This is a genomic window from Streptomyces sp. NPDC045287, from assembly GCF_056432325.1.
This window is the reverse complement of the sequence record NZ_JBWKJG010000002.1, coordinates 187,503-201,451: the sequence shown is the minus strand read 5'-3', so window position 1 is coordinate 201,451 and position 13,949 is coordinate 187,503. Positions and strand designations below refer to the sequence as shown.

Here is a 13,949-nt window from a genome sequence, read left to right as displayed (position 1 = left end):
CAGGACAACGCACTACTGTCGCAGGGCCTTGGTGTACGGGAAACCGGTGTGAAACCGGTGCGGCCCTCGCCACTGTGATCGGGAAGTCCGGCTCCACCCCCCGCGAAGGCGGGGAAGCCACTGGACCGCCGCGGGAGACCGCGGCGTCCGGGAAGGCGGAGCCGAGGCGGTACGACCCGTCAGCCAGGAGACCGGCCAAGGCGCGTTGTCCATCCACGAGGTGCTGGAGAGGGTCTTCCCACATGCACATAGCCGAGGGGTTCCTGCCCCGGGAGCACGCGGTCGCCTGGACGGTGGCGGCCGCCCCGTTCGTCGTCCACGGTGTCCGGGCCCTGACCCGGGAGGTCAGGGCCAACCCCGATTCGACGCTGCTGCTCGGCGCGGCGGGGGCGTTCACGTTCGTCCTGTCCGCGTTGAAGATCCCGTCCGTGACGGGCAGCTGCTCCCACCCCACCGGTACGGGGCTGGGCGCCATCCTGTTCCGGCCGCCGGTCATGGCGGTGCTCGGCACGATCACCCTGCTGTTCCAGGCGCTGCTGCTGGCGCACGGCGGGCTCACGACGCTCGGCGCGAACGCCTTCTCCATGGCGGTCGTCGGCCCGTGGGCCGGGTACGGGACGTACCGGCTGCTGCGCCGGTCCGGTGTGCCGCTGATGGGGGCCGTGTTCTCCGGCGCGTTCGTCGCGGACCTGTCCACGTACTGCGTGACGAGCGTGCAGCTGGCGCTGGCGTTCCCCGACCCGGGCAGCGGCTTCGCGGGGGCGCTCGCGAAGTTCGGGGGGATCTTCGCGGTGACACAGGTGCCGCTCGCGGTCAGCGAGGGCCTGTTGACGGTCCTGGTGATGCGGCTGCTGCGGCAGTCCAGCAAGGGCGAGTTGGCGCGGCTCGGGGTGCTCCCGGCGGCGGGCGCGGCGAAGGGGGCGACGGTCCGATGAGCCGTGACGCGAGGATCAACGCCCTGATCCTGCTGGTGGTCGCGGCGCTGGCGGTGCTGCCGCTGGCGCTGGGCCTCGGCGAGGGCGAGGAGGAGCCGTTCGCGGGCGCCGACGCGCAGGCGGAGACGGCGATCACGGAGAACGCCCCGGACTACGAGCCGTGGTTCACCCCGCTGTACGAACCGCCGTCCGGGGAGGTCGAGTCGGCGCTGTTCTCCCTGCAGGCGGCGCTCGGTGCGGGGGTGCTGGCGTACTACTTCGGGCTGCGGCGCGGCCGGCGGCAGGGCTCGGAGCGGGCCCGGGCCGGTGCCTCCGCCGGTGCCGGGGGCGGTGCCGCGTCCGGCGCCCGGGCCGACGGGCCCGCGGCGTCCGGGGAGTAGCGCGGGTGCTGCCCATCGACGTGGCGGCGCACGGCAGTCGCTGGCGCCGCCGCCATCCGGCCGAGAAGGCCGTGCTGGGCTTCGGGTTGACGGGGTGCGCGGTGTCCCTGCCGCCGTGGCCGGGCGCGGCCTTGGTCATGGTGGTGGCGGTGGCGGTGCTGCTGGGCCCGGCCGGGGTGGCGCCGCGCCGGCTGTGGCGGGCGTGGCGGCTGCCGCTCGGGTTCTGCGTGACGGGCGCCGTGCCGCTGCTGTTCCAGGTCGGCGGTCCGGCCGGGTTCGTGGCGCTGGCGCCGGGAGGCCCGGCGCACGCCGGCCAGTTGTTGCTGCGCACGTCGGCGGCGTCGCTGGGGCTGCTGCTGTTCGCGTTCACCACGCCCGTGTCGGACGTGCTGCCCCGGCTCGTGCGGGCCGGGGTGCCTGCGCCGGTGGTGGACGTCGCGCTGGTGATGTACCGGATCGGCTTCCTGCTGCTGGACGCGGTGGCGCGGATCCGGCAGGCGCAGGCGGCGCGGCTCGGGCTGGCGGGCCGCGCGGCGGCGTGGCGGTCGGTGGCGGGACTGGCCGCGACGGCGTTCGTGCGGGCCTTCGACCGGGCGGCGCGGTTGCAGACGGGGCTCGCGGGGCGCGGTTACGACGGCACGCTGCGGGTGCTGGTGCCCGACGCGCGGGTGGACCGGCGTTTCCTCGCCGCGACGGCGGCGCTGCTGGCGGCGGTGGTCGCCCTCACCCTGGTACTGGAGAGGTGGCTGTGATGCCGGGATCCGCCGTGGTCGAGCTGGTCGGGGCGGGGTTCGCCTACGAGGACGGTCCCGCCGTGCTGTCCGGGGTCGACTTCGCCGTGCCGGAGGGGCGGTCGCTGGCCGTGCTGGGCCGCAACGGAAGCGGCAAGACGACGCTGCTGCGGCTGCTCAGCGGCGGGCTGCGGTGCCGAAGCGGGCGCCTGCGGGTCGCCGGTGAGGACGTGGCGTACGACCGGAAGGGCCTCACCAGGCTGCGCACGACGGTGCAACTGGTGGTGCAGGACCCGGACGACCAGTTGTTCGCGGCGTCGGTGGGGCAGGACGTGTCGTTCGGGCCGATGAACCTGGGGCTGCCGGAGGACGAGGTGCGGGCCCGGGTGCGGGCGGCGCTGGAGGCGCTGGACATCACGGCCCTGGAGGACCGGCCGACGCACCTGCTGTCGTACGGGCAGCGGAAGCGGGCGGCCATCGCGGGCGCCGTGGCGATGCGGCCCCGGGTGCTGATCCTGGACGAGCCGACGGCGGGGCTCGACCCGCACGGGCAGGAGCGGCTGCTGGCGGTGCTGGACGGGTTGCGGGGGGCGGGGACGACGGTGGTGATGGCCACGCACGACGTGGACCTGGCGCTGCGGTGGGCGGACGACGCGGCGGTGCTCACGCCGGGCGGGCTGCGCGCGGGGCCGGTGGAGGAGCTGCTGGGGGACGCGGAGCTGCTGGACGCGGCGCGGCTGCGGCGGCCGTGGGCGATGGCGGTGGCGCGGCTGCTGCGGGCGCGGGGGCTGATGGGCGCCGACGAGCCGGTGCCGTGCACGCCGGAGGAGCTGGACGCGTGGGGGGCGCGGTCCGTCCGGCGGGGGTGACCGGCCGCGGGGCGGGGGTGCCGCAGCTCACGCCCCCCTGGTTATGCAACTTGTTGCACAAGGAGGGCGCGGTCGTCTAGAACAGGGGCGATGACACCGCGCGCGAGGAGGCGCCCCTCATGACCCCGACCCCGAGCCCGTCCCCGTACCCGCACCTGCTGAGCCCGCTCGACCTGGGCTTCACCACCCTGCCCAACCGGGTGCTGATGGGCTCCATGCACGTCGGCCTGGAGGAGGCGGAGAACGGCTTCGAGCGGATGGCCGCCTTCTACGCGGCCCGCGCCCGGGGCGGGGCGGCCCTCATCGTGACGGGCGGCATCGCCCCGAACGAGGCGGGGCGGCCGTACGACGGCGGCGCCAAGCTCACCACCGCGAAGGAGGCGGGGCAGCACCGCGTCGTGACGGACGCGGTGCACGCGGCGGGCGGGCGGATCGCCCTGCAGATCCTCCACTTCGGCCGCTACGCCTACCATCCCCGGCTGGTCGCGCCGAGTGCCGTCCAGGCGCCGATCAGCCCGTTCGTCCCGCACGCCCTGACGGACGCCGAGGTCGAGCAGACGGTCGAGGACTACGTGCGGACGGCGGAGCTGGCGAAGTCCGCCGGGTACGACGGCGTCGAGATCATGGGCTCCGAGGGCTACCTGATCAACGAGTTCATCGCCGCCGCGACCAACCACCGCGACGACCGGTGGGGCGGCTCGTACGAGAACCGGACGCGCTTCCCGCTGGAGATCGTCCGCCGCACCCGCGAGCGGGTCGGGGAGGACTTCATCCTGATCTACCGGCTCTCCATGCTGGACCTGGTGCCCGGCGGCTCGTCGCTGGAGGAGGTGGTCGCGCTGGCGAAGGAGATCGAGGCGGCCGGCGCGACGATCATCAACACCGGCATCGGCTGGCACGAGGCCCGGATCCCGACCATCGCCACCTCCGTGCCCCGCGCCGCGTACACCTGGGTCACGAAGCGGCTGATGGGCGCCGTGTCGGTGCCGCTGGTCACCGGCAACCGCGTCAACACCCCCGAGGTCGCCGAGGAGGTCCTGGCGGACGGCCGCGCCGACATGGTGTCGCTGGCCCGGCCGTTCCTCGCCGACCCGGACTTCGTGGCGAAGGCGCGCGGGGGCCGTCCGGAGACCATCAACACCTGCATCGGCTGCAACCAGGCGTGCCTGGACCACACCTTCAGCGGCAGGATCACGTCCTGCCTGGTCAACCCGCGGGCCTGCCACGAGACGGAGCTGGTCCTCTCCCCCACGCGGCTGCGCAAGCGGATCGCCGTGGTCGGCGCCGGGCCGGCCGGCCTCGCCTGCGCGGTGACGGCGGCCGAGCGGGGCCACGAGGTCACGCTCTACGACGCCGCCGAGGAGGTCGGCGGCCAACTGAACGTGGCGAAGCGGGTGCCGGGCAAGGAGGAGTTCGGCGAGACGCTCCGCTACTTCCGCACGCAACTGGAGCTGCGCGGCGTGGACGTGCGGCTCGGCACGCGCGTCTCGGCCGGCATGCTGGACGGCTACGACGAGGTGGTCGTCGCCACCGGCGTCACCCCGCGCACCCCGGCCGTCGACGGCGTCGACCACCCGAGCGTCGTCGGCTACCTGGACGTGCTGCGCGGCGGCGCGCCGGTCGGTGAGCGGGTGGCGATCCTGGGCGCGGGCGGCATCGGCTTCGACGTCGCCGCGTACCTCACGGACGGCGGCGAGGGCGCGAGCCTCGACCCGGAGACGTACTTCCGCCAGTGGGGCGTCGACACGTCGTACGGCGAGCGGGGCGGGCTGCGCGCCCCACAGCGGCCGAGGCCGCCGCGCCGGGTGACGCTGCTCCAGCGCAAGACGACCAAGGTGGGCGCCGGCCTGGGCAAGACGACCGGGTGGATCCACCGGACGGAGCTGAAGCACCGCGGCGTGGCGATGGTCGCCGGGGCGGCGTACGAACGCATCGACGACGAGGGCCTGCACATCACGGTCGACGGCGAGGCCCGTACGCTGCCGGTCGACACGGTGGTCCTGTGCACCGGCCAGGAGCCGTGCCGCAACCTGTACGACGAGCTGGCGGCGGCCGGCGTCCGGGCCCATCTGATCGGCGGCGCGGACGTGGCGGCGGAGCTGGACGCGAAGCGGGCGATCGACCAGGGCACGCGCCTGGCGGCGACGCTGTAGGCGCGGGCCGCCCCACCCCGCCCGGGGCCGCCCGGGCCGGGGCCGCCCGCCGGGGTGACGCGGTCCGCCGGTCCCTAGGATGCGGGCATGTCACTCCCGCACGCGATCCTCACCGCTCTGCTCGAGAAGCCGTCCTCGGGTCTCGAACTGACCCGGCGCTTCGACCGGTCGATCGGCTACTTCTGGTCGGCGACCCACCAGCAGATCTACCGGGAGTTGGGGAAGCTGGAGCAGGCGGGGCTGATCCGCGCCCTGCCCGCCCCGGCGACGCCCGTCCGCGGGCAGAAGAAGGAGTACGAGGTGCTGCCCGCCGGCCGGGCGGAGCTGGCCGACTGGACGCGACGGACCGAGGACCCGAAGCCGATCCGCAGCGCGCTGCTGCTGCGCCTGCGCGCCGCGGCCGTGGTGGGCACGGAGGGCATGGCGGACGAGCTGCGCCGCCATCGGGACCTCCACCAGGCGCAGTTGGACGAGTACCTGGAGATGGAGCGGCGGCAGTTCCCGCCGGAGCGGGACACGGAGGCGGACCGGCTGCGGCACCTGGTGCTGCGGGGCGGGGTCGAGCTGGAGCGGTTCTGGGTGGCGTGGCTGACGGAGGCGCTGGAGGGCCTGGACGCCCTCGACCGCCGGTGAGCACCGCTCTCCCGCGGCGCGACCACCGCGGGCGGTCCACCGGGACCTGCGGTGCCCGGCCGGGGCGTACGGGTCCGGCCTGACCCGCCCGGAGGGGCCGGCCCGTGCGGGTCGGGCGCCGCGGCCCCCGCGGGGCGGACCCGCGCGGCGGGCGCGGCCCGTGGGGGCGGCCAGGTCCGTGGAGCCCGCGTGCCGGCCGCGCCCGGCGCCCGCATCGGCGCCCCGGCCGGGGCGTTGATGGGGGCGCCGGTGACCACGAGGTTCCGGGCGACGGTCCGGCGGGCGCGCCGGGAGGGGACCGCGACCGCCGGGGCGGTGGGCGGTTCGTCCCGAACGACGACGCGTCGGCCGTGGAGCGGAGGCCGGGGCGGACGCCGGAGCCACCCCTGCGGGCCGTCGCGCCGCAGGCCCCGGCCGCGCGCCGTTCCGGCCGACGACCCTCACCCGTTCGAGTGAAGGCCCGGGCGGGAGTGACGGAGCCGGCGGGTCCGCCGCCCCGGAACGGACCCGCCCTCTCCCACCGGCCGCGCCGCGGGGCCGGGCTGCGGGGTGGGCCCGGGCCGGCGGATCGAGCGCGGCCTCCACGGCGGCGCGTGGCCCGGACCCCTCGACGGAGCCGTGTCCCCCGCACCGGGCACCTCCGCCCCGGCCCGGCGTGGATACTGGTCCGCCACAGGACGTCGACGCGAAGGGGCGGACATGACCGACGGGTTGGGCAGCGGCCGTGAGGCGGGGAGCGGGACGCGCCACGCGGTGGTGATCGGCGGCAGCATCGCCGGGCTCCTCGCGGCCAGGGCGCTCGCGGACCACGCCGAGCGGGTCACCGTCGTCGAACGGGACCGCTTCCCCGAGGAGGCCGAGCCGCGCGCGGGCGTGCCGCAGGGGCGGCACCTGCACGTGCTGCTGGAGGGCGGCCGGCAGGCGCTGGACCGGCTGCTGCCGGGCGTCGTGGACGAGTTGCTGGCCGACGGCGCCCCGCACCTGGGGATGCCCGAGGACGTGGTGCAGTGGCAGGCCGGGGGCTGGTACCGGCGCAGGGCCGCCGTGGTGCGCATCCTCACCGCGTCCCGGCCGCTGGTCGAGCAGGCGATCCGGCGCCGGGTGCTGGCCGACCCGCGCGTCACGGCCGTGCAGGGGACGGAGGTCGTGGGTCTGACCGGGGACGCCGCGCGCGTACGGGGCGTCCTGGTGCGCGAGCGCGGCGCCGGCCGGGGCGGGGAACCGCGCCCGATCGGCGCCGACCTGGTGGTGGACGCCTCGGGGCGGGGCTCGCGGGCGTCGCGGTGGCTGGCCGCGCTCGGCGCGGAGCCGCCGCGCACGGAGACCATCGACACGGGCCTCGCCTACGCGACGCGGCTCTACCGGCACGACCGGCACGGCGACGACACCGACGCGGCCGGCTACTTCGTCGTCCCGAACCCCCGCCACACGTACGGCGGGGTGGCGCTGCCCGTCGAGGACGGCCGGTTCCTCGTCACCCTGTCCGGGCTGCGCGGCCAGGAACCGCCCGGCGACGGGGCGGCGTTCGAGGAGTTCGCGGGGCGGCTGCCGCACCCGGTGCTGCGCGAGTGGCTGGCCAAGGCCGAACCGGTCTCGCCGGTGTACGGCTTCCGCGCCACCGCGAACGTACGGCACCGCTACGACCGCCCCGGCCGCCGCCCGGCGGGCTTCCTCGTCACGGGCGACGCCCTGTGCACCTTCAACCCGATCTACGGGCAGGGCATGGCGGTCGCGGCGCTGGCGGCGGTCGCCCTGCGCGACGCCCTCGCGGACCGGCGGCGCACACCGACGACGCTGCGGGTGCAGCGCGCGCTGTTCCGGGCGTCGCGGCAGGCGTGGGACATCTCGGCGGGCGCGGACAAGCAGATGCCGGGCGCGGTCGGCGACGCGGCCCGCCCCACCCTCCTGGACCGGCCCGTCGGGTGGTACGTGGCCCGTGTGCAGCGGCGGGCGGGCGGCGTCCCCGAGGTCGACGCGGTGTTCCGCCCGGTGCTGTCCCTGACGAAGCCGCTGACCGCGCTGTTCGCGCCCCGGGTGGCGCGGGCCGTGCTGTTCCGGCCGGAGCCGGAGCCCCTGGAAGCGCCGCCCCTGTGGCGGGACCCCGCCGAGGGCTGACGGGGCGCCGGCTCAGGGCCGCATGACGACCTTGCTCACGCCGTCCTCCTTGCGCTGGAACATCTGGTAGGCGTGCGGCGCGTCGGAGAGCGGCAGGTGGTGGGTGGCGAAGGTGTCCACCCCGAGGGGGTCGTCGTCGGTGAGGAGCGGCAGGATCTCGTCGGTCCAGCGGCGGACGTTGGCCTGGCCCATGCGCAACTGGACCTGCTTGTCGAAGAGGGTGAGCATGGGCAGCGGGTCGGCGGCGCCGCCGTAGACGCCGCTGAGGGAGATGGTGCCGCCGCGCCGTACGAGGTCGATCGCCAGGTACAGCGCGGCGAGCCGGTCGGCGCCGGCCTTCTGGTGGAGCCGGGCCGCCCAGGGGCGCGGGAGGAGCCCGGCGACCTGCTGCTGCGCCTTGGCGACCGGGCTGCCGTGCGCCTCGGTGCCCACGGCGTCGACGACGGAGTCCGGGCCGCGTCCGCCGGTGGCCTCCCGGACGGCGGCGACCAGCTCGTCCTGCCCGTCGTGGGCGGTGAGGTCGAAGACCTCCACGCCGCGCAGGCGGGCGCGGTCGAGGCGCTCCGGCACGAGGTCGATGCCGATGACCCGTTCCACGCCCTGGTGGAGGGCGACGCGGCAGCACATCTCGCCGATCGGGCCGAGGCCGAGGACCACGAGGGAGCCCCCGGGCGGCACGTCGGCGTACCGGACGGCCTGCCAGGCGGTCGGCAGCACGTCGGAGAGGTAGAGGAACCGGTCGTCGGGCGGGCCCTCGGGGACCTTGATCGGCCCGTACTGCGCCTGCGGGACGCGCAGGTACTCGGCCTGGGCGCCGGGCACGGAGCCGTAGAGCCGGGAGTACCCGAACAGCGCGGCGCCCATGCCCTCCTCGGAGACCTGGGTGGTCTCGCACTGGGTGGGCAGGCCGCGGGCGCACATCCAGCAGTGGCCGCAGGCGATCTGGAAGGGGACCACGACGCGGTCGCCGGGGCGGAGGCCGGTCACCTCGGGGCCGACCTCCTCGACGATGCCGATGGGTTCGTGGCCCAGGACGTCGCCGGGCGTCATGAAGGGGCCGAAGACCTCGTAGAGGTGGAGGTCGGACCCGCACAGCCCGGTGGAGGTGACGCGCACGACCGCGTCCGTGGGCTGCTCGATGCGCGGGTCCGGGACCTCGTCCACGCGGACGTCGCGCTTTCCGTGCCAGGTGACGGCCTTCATGGCGGCCTTCTCCTTCCCTCGGTGCATGGCCGTGGCCGGGTACCCGAGGGGCACCGGGGCGAATCCGTTTCGGCCAGAGTTCGCCGGGAGTGGGCGGGAATGCCGGGGCCCGACTTCCCAAGAGGTTTAGACCAATGATAAGGATGCGCTCACCGACACGGCTCACACGGCTACGCTGAGCGAAATTTGAGGGTTGAACATGGCTGAGCCCCACGCCTCCACGGCACTCCCGCTCTACCTCCAGGTCGCGGCCGCGCTCCGCGACGACCTCGCCGGGGGACGGTTCGCGCCGGGCGCCCGGCTCCCGTCCGAGCGGTCCCTGGTGCACCGCTTCGGGGTGAACCGGCAGACCGTGCGCAACGCGCTGCGGCTGCTGCGCGACGAAGGGCTGGTGGTCACGGAGCGGCGCGGCACGTACGCCGCCCCGGCGGAACCGGCGGCGGCCGGACCGGGGCCCGTGCTGGCGCCCGGGCTGCTGGAGTTCCCCGTCGCGGGGAGCGGGCCGGACCGGGTGGTGGAGGCGGCACTCGGCTGGGAGCCGGCGCCCGGCGCGACGGCGGAGCTGCTGGGGCTGCTGCCCGGCGAGCCGACGCTCGTCCACCGGCACCGGGTGCTGGGCCCGGACGGCGCGCTGGAGCACGGGGCGGTCTCCCGCTTCTCCCGGTACGCGCTGGCCGAGGTGCCCGAACTGGGGCGCTACCGGCGGGCGGAGGCCCGGCCGGGGCACCGCCCGGACCTGCGGCCGGCGTACCGGTGGATGCACCGGGCGGGGCTGCGGCTGACGCGCCGCGAGTCGATCGGGGTGGGCCTGCCCGGGGCCGCCGCGTACCTGACGGTGCACCGGGAGGTGCAGGACCAGCACGGCCACGTGCTGGAGGTGACGGACATCCGCTTCGCCCCGCGGTCGGCGCCGCTCACCTACGAGTTCACGGCGTAGCCGCCGGCAGTCCTGCGGCGCGGGCGGCGGCGCCCAGGACGTCCGTCAGCATGTCCGGGGTGAGCAGGCCGGTGAACGTGTTGCGCTGGCTGACGTGGTAGCAGCCGAACACCTCCAGGTCCGGCCCGCCGCCGGCGGCGGGGAGCCGCACGCGGGCGCCGTGCGCGAACCGGGGCCTCGGGCGCGGCACCGACCAGCCCGCCGCGGCGAGCGCCGGGAGGACCGCCTGCCAGCCGAACGCGCCCAGGACGACCAGGGCGCGGACGGTGGGCCGCAGCAGGTCCAGCTCCCCGGCCAGCCAGGGACGGCAGGTGTCGCGCTCCCCCGGGGTGGGCCGGTTGTCGGGCGGTGCGCAGTGCACGGGGGCGGTGACCCGCACCCCGTACAGGCGCAGCCCGTCGTCGCGGGAGGTCGCCTCGGCCCGGCTGGCGAGGCCGAGGCGGTGCAGCGCGGCGTACAGCACGTCGCCGGAGCGGTCGCCGGTGAACATGCGGCCCGTGCGGTTGCCGCCGTGCGCCGCGGGGGCCAGGCCGACGACGAGCAGCGCCGCGTCGTTCGGGCCGAAGCCGGGGACGGGGCGGGCCCAGTAGTCCCAGCCGGTGTACGCGCGGCGCCCCTCGCGGCCGATCCGCTCGCGCCACTCGACCAGGCGCGGGCAGGCCCGGCAGCGGACCACGGCCGCGTCGAGGCGGTCGAGCGACGGGGCCTCCGGCGCCGTACGGGCGGGGAAGGCGGGGTCGTCCGGGCCGCCGGGTGCGCCGGGGCTGTCGGGGCGGCCAGGTGCGCCGGGGCTGTCGGGGCGGCCGGGCGGGGCGGGGCTGTCGGGGTGGTCCTGTCCCATACCGGCCGACGGTAGCGCGGCACGGCCGGGCGCGGCGGGCAGACTGGCGGGCATGGTGGTCAGGCGCAGCGCGGGGCTGCTGGTGTTCCGTACGTCCGGCGGCCGGCCGGAGGTGCTCCTCGCGCACATGGGCGGCCCCTACTGGGCGGCGCGGGACGCGGGGGCGTGGACGGTCCCGAAGGGCGAGTACGCGGACGACGAGACGGCGCTGGCGGCCGCCCGTCGCGAGTTCACCGAGGAGCTGGGCCTGCCCGTGCCGGACGGCGAGCCCGTGCCGCTCGGGGAGGCGCGGCAGGCGGGCGGCAAGGTGGTCACGGTGTGGGCCGTGGAGGGCGACCTGGATCCGGCGCTGGTGGTGCCGGGGACGTTCGCCATGGAGTGGCCGCGCGGGTCGGGCGTGACGCGGACGTTCCCGGAGGTGGACCGGGTCGCCTGGTGCACGCCGGAGGAGGCGGCCGGGCGGTTGGTGGCCGGCCAGCGCGTGTTCGTGGAGCGGCTGGTGGAGCACCTGCGCGGCCGGGGCGCGCCGTGAGTGTCAGTGCCGTGCGCGAGAGTGGGGGCACCGACCCGTCGACAGGGAGCGAGAGATGACCACCACCCCCACGGTGTCCGAACGCGCGGCGGCACAGGCCTACCTCCGCCTGGTGGAGACCGCCCGGGCCGTCCTGTCCGACCCGGGCCTCGCGCCCATGGCGGGGGCGTACCTGGCCTCGCCCATGGCAGAGGCCGACGAGGCGCTGCGCCGGGCGGGCCTGGCGGGGAACGAGGCGCGGCTGCTGCGGCTGGCGGCCGGGCTGCGCGACGACGCGGCGTCCGAGCCGCCGTAGGGCGCCGCCCCGGGCGGCCCGGAGCGGGCCGGTCAGGGCAGGCGGGACCAGAAGTCCAGGCGGTGCTCGCGGCGGTAGTCGACCGGGCCGATCCGGTCCGGCGCCAGCGACTGGGTGTACGCCGGACGGTCGCCCGGCCGGTACGGACGCCATCCGGGCAGGCCGGGCGCGTTGGGGTCGCCGTTCCGGGCGAACGCCGCCCAGTACGCGGTCATCGTCGCGGACAGCCGCCGCTGCGCCGGGGTGAACCGCGCTTCCACCTCGTCGTCCTCGAACAGGTAGGGCAGGTCCCCCGCGTGGTACGCGCCGAAGTCGAACCGCCCGGGCAGCGGCAGGAACATCGGGGCCTCCCGGTCGGCGAACTCGTAGGCGTACGTGGGCACGTGGCGGCCGAGCGCGCGGTGCTGCGCCTCGGTGCCGCGCGCCCACATGCGGTCGGTGACCACCGTCGCCCAGGCGAGGGCCGGCGAGGGGAAGCGGTCGGCCGGGTACGCGGCCAGGACGCGCCGCGCGTGCGAGCCGAACGCGGTGCGCAGCGACCGGTGGTAGTCCGCCTCGGTGAACGGCTTCCCCACCGCGTCGTAGAGCATCCCGACGAAGGTGCGGTGCTCGTCGCGCGTCGCGCCGGACAGCACGGGCACCCGGTGGAACCGGCCGGCGCGCAGCGCCTCGGGGGGCGGTTCCGGCAGGGTGGCGTTGCCGTACCCGAACGCCTGGAAGGCGTTCATGATGTGCGGCACCTGGAGGATCCGCCTCACCGGCAGGGCCCTCAGGCACCGCAGGGTGCGGTCGGGGTCCCGGCCGCCGCAGCCGAGCGGGGCGGTCATCGCGGCGGTGATGTCCTCCATCTCGCGGCCGGAGCGCCACACGTACCACGGATATCCCGGCACGCCCGGACCCATGGTCCCGGCCGGCATGTCCATCATGCCCTCGCCGCTCGCCATCACGGCCCGGTCGAACAGGCCCCGGGAAGCGGGCGACACGAGGTGCCCGGCGATGGCGGCGGCACCGAACGAGACGCCCGCCACCGTCACGTTCGCCGGGTCGCCGCCGAACGCCGCGGCGTTGCGCCGGACCCACGCCAGCGCCGCCCGCTGGTCCTGCAGGCCGAACGTCCCGGCGCTCTCCAGGCCCGGCAGCGCCAGTCCGCCGAAGACGCCCATCCGGTAGTTGACGGTCACCACGACCAGGCCCCGGTCGGCGAGGCGGCGCCCGTCGAAGAACGCGCCGCCGCCCACCGCCCCGTCGCCGTGGATCCACACGAGCACGGGCGCCGGACGGCGGGCGGCCCGGGGCGGCGTGGTCACGTTGAGGACGAGGCAGTCCTCCTCCTCGCTGGAGATCGGCGCGTACGAGGACGGCACCTGCGGGCACAGCGGCCCCGGCCGCGTGGCGTCCCGCACCCCGGACCAGCGGACGGGCGGCCGGGGCGGGGCCCAGCGGTGCGCCCCCGTGGGCGGTCCCGCGTAGGGGATCCCGTAGAAGACCGTGTGGTCCCGCGAGCGGACGCCCCGCACCTGGCCCGACTCGGTGCGCGCCGTCCCGTCCCCGGGGGCGGTGCCGGTGCCGTCCCCGGGGCGGCCGGGCGCCGGCGGCACCACCGCCGCCGTGACCGCCGTCGCCAGCGCGGCGCCCGCCACCGCCGCCCGCCACCGGACCCCGGTCCCGTCCTTCCGCCTGCCGCGCATCGCCTCGTCCTCCCGCATGCCGGCGCACCGATGCCTCGCGCCTCCGGCGGCATGTGTTCCACGAAACCGGGCGACCGCAACACCCGCGGGCCAGGACGGTGGCCGGGGCGGTGGTCCGGGCCGCGGGCCGGACCCGGTGGTCCGGGCCGCGGGCCGGCGGCCTGCCGCCGCGCGGGGAGGCCGGCTACGCCTCGACCCAGCCGTGGTCGCGGGCGAGCTCCAGGACGCGGGTGCGGACCCGCTTGAGCTGGGCGGCGGTCAAGGTCCCGTCCGCCTCGATGAGGGCCTCGGTCAGCTCGGTCCGGAACTCGGCGGTGGTGAGGACGTCCAGGGTGTCGTCGTCGAGGTCGTCGAGGCCGTCCGGGTCGGCGTCCCGGTCCGGGCGCACGGCGGGCGCGCGGCGGGCGGAGCGGTCCACGAGGCGGATCTCCGACGCCTTGGGGCCCTTGTCGCCCATCTCCAGGTAGAACTCCACCTCACGTCCCGCCTGGTAGAGGTACTTCTCGTCCACCAGGTCGTTCGCGTGCATGAAGACGTCCTCGCCGCCCTCGCGGGGCACGATGAAGCCGTAGCCCCGCACCTCGTCGAACCGCAGGATCTTCCCCATCATCAGCACAGCCGTTCCTCCACACCTCGC

The 13,949-nt window shown here is 76.4% G+C and carries 14 protein-coding genes and 1 riboswitch; of the genes, 10 read left to right on the top strand and 4 right to left on the bottom strand.

The features are described 5' to 3' along the window. The first annotated feature begins 12 nt into the window (after positions 1 to 12). A riboswitch (cobalamin riboswitch) is annotated at positions 13 to 214 on the top strand. Between the two features lie 28 nt (positions 215 to 242). The 7 genes from AC07D6_RS04165 (at position 243) to AC07D6_RS04135 (ending at position 7,816) form a co-directional block, all read left to right on the top strand. Beyond that, a complete protein-coding gene (locus AC07D6_RS04165; RefSeq protein WP_479041808.1) occupies positions 243 to 935 on the top strand; it encodes an energy-coupling factor ABC transporter permease in 693 nt (230 codons plus the stop codon). Further along, a complete protein-coding gene (locus AC07D6_RS04160) occupies positions 932 to 1,315 on the top strand; it encodes an energy-coupling factor ABC transporter substrate-binding protein (protein ID WP_479041807.1) in 384 nt (127 codons plus the stop codon). Before AC07D6_RS04165 ends, AC07D6_RS04160 begins: the two co-directional genes overlap by 4 nt. Before the next feature lie 5 nt (positions 1,316 to 1,320). After that, entirely contained in the window at positions 1,321 to 2,067 is a 747-nt protein-coding gene (gene cbiQ / locus AC07D6_RS04155) for a cobalt ECF transporter T component CbiQ (protein ID WP_479041806.1), read from the top strand. Next, on the top strand, positions 2,067 to 2,915 hold the full coding sequence (locus AC07D6_RS04150; RefSeq protein ID WP_479041804.1) for an energy-coupling factor ABC transporter ATP-binding protein: 849 nt from the start codon (positions 2,067 to 2,069) through the stop codon (positions 2,913 to 2,915). Before cbiQ ends, AC07D6_RS04150 begins: the two co-directional genes overlap by 1 nt. Positions 2,916 to 3,034: 119 nt before the next feature. Further along, positions 3,035 to 5,068 carry an oxidoreductase gene (locus AC07D6_RS04145; protein WP_479041802.1) on the top strand — a complete coding sequence of 678 codons (2,034 nt, stop codon included), beginning with the start codon at positions 3,035 to 3,037 and terminating at the stop codon, positions 5,066 to 5,068. A gap of 87 nt (positions 5,069 to 5,155) precedes the next feature. Beyond that, positions 5,156 to 5,701 (top strand): PadR family transcriptional regulator, encoded by a 546-nt coding sequence (locus AC07D6_RS04140; RefSeq protein WP_315878550.1) that lies wholly within the window; start codon positions 5,156 to 5,158, stop codon positions 5,699 to 5,701. A 699-nt stretch (positions 5,702 to 6,400) separates the two neighbouring features. Next, positions 6,401 to 7,816 (top strand): FAD-dependent oxidoreductase, encoded by a 1,416-nt coding sequence (locus AC07D6_RS04135; RefSeq protein WP_479041800.1) that lies wholly within the window; start codon positions 6,401 to 6,403, stop codon positions 7,814 to 7,816. 12 nt (positions 7,817 to 7,828) lie between these two features. Here AC07D6_RS04135 and AC07D6_RS04130 read toward each other — a convergent pair whose 3' ends face one another. Continuing rightward, on the bottom strand, positions 7,829 to 9,019 hold the full coding sequence (locus AC07D6_RS04130; protein WP_315879056.1) for a zinc-dependent alcohol dehydrogenase: 1,191 nt from the start codon (positions 9,017 to 9,019) through the stop codon (positions 7,829 to 7,831). A gap of 199 nt (positions 9,020 to 9,218) precedes the next feature. Between AC07D6_RS04130 and AC07D6_RS04125 the strand changes: the two genes are divergently transcribed. Next, on the top strand, positions 9,219 to 9,956 hold the full coding sequence (locus AC07D6_RS04125; protein ID WP_479041798.1) for a GntR family transcriptional regulator: 738 nt from the start codon (positions 9,219 to 9,221) through the stop codon (positions 9,954 to 9,956). Here AC07D6_RS04125 and AC07D6_RS04120 read toward each other — a convergent pair. Further along, the gene (locus tag AC07D6_RS04120; RefSeq protein ID WP_479041796.1) at positions 9,946 to 10,797 is read right to left on the bottom strand and encodes a uracil-DNA glycosylase; all 852 of its coding nucleotides are present in this window, start codon (positions 10,795 to 10,797) and stop codon (positions 9,946 to 9,948) included. The two genes, AC07D6_RS04125 and AC07D6_RS04120, sit on opposite strands and share 11 nt — an antisense overlap. A gap of 52 nt (positions 10,798 to 10,849) precedes the next feature. Between AC07D6_RS04120 and AC07D6_RS04115 the strand changes: the two genes are divergently transcribed. Both AC07D6_RS04115 and AC07D6_RS04110 read left to right on the top strand, forming a co-directional pair. Next, the gene (locus AC07D6_RS04115; RefSeq protein ID WP_479041794.1) at positions 10,850 to 11,329 is read left to right on the top strand and encodes an NUDIX hydrolase; all 480 of its coding nucleotides are present in this window, start codon (positions 10,850 to 10,852) and stop codon (positions 11,327 to 11,329) included. Between the two features lie 55 nt (positions 11,330 to 11,384). Beyond that, entirely contained in the window at positions 11,385 to 11,624 is a 240-nt protein-coding gene (locus tag AC07D6_RS04110) for a hypothetical protein (RefSeq protein WP_315879052.1), read from the top strand. A gap of 32 nt (positions 11,625 to 11,656) precedes the next feature. On the opposite strand, the gene AC07D6_RS04105 is transcribed toward AC07D6_RS04110, so the two are convergent. Together AC07D6_RS04105 and AC07D6_RS04100 are read right to left on the bottom strand one after the other, a co-directional pair. After that, positions 11,657 to 13,330: a carboxylesterase/lipase family protein gene (locus tag AC07D6_RS04105; RefSeq protein ID WP_479041792.1), complete on the bottom strand. Its 1,674-nt coding sequence runs from the start codon at positions 13,328 to 13,330 to the stop codon at positions 11,657 to 11,659. Between the two features lie 166 nt (positions 13,331 to 13,496). Further along, complete coding sequence (locus AC07D6_RS04100) at positions 13,497 to 13,928, bottom strand: cold shock domain-containing protein (RefSeq protein ID WP_479041790.1); 432 nt, start codon at positions 13,926 to 13,928, stop codon at positions 13,497 to 13,499. Positions 13,929 to 13,949: the final 21 nt, after the last annotated feature.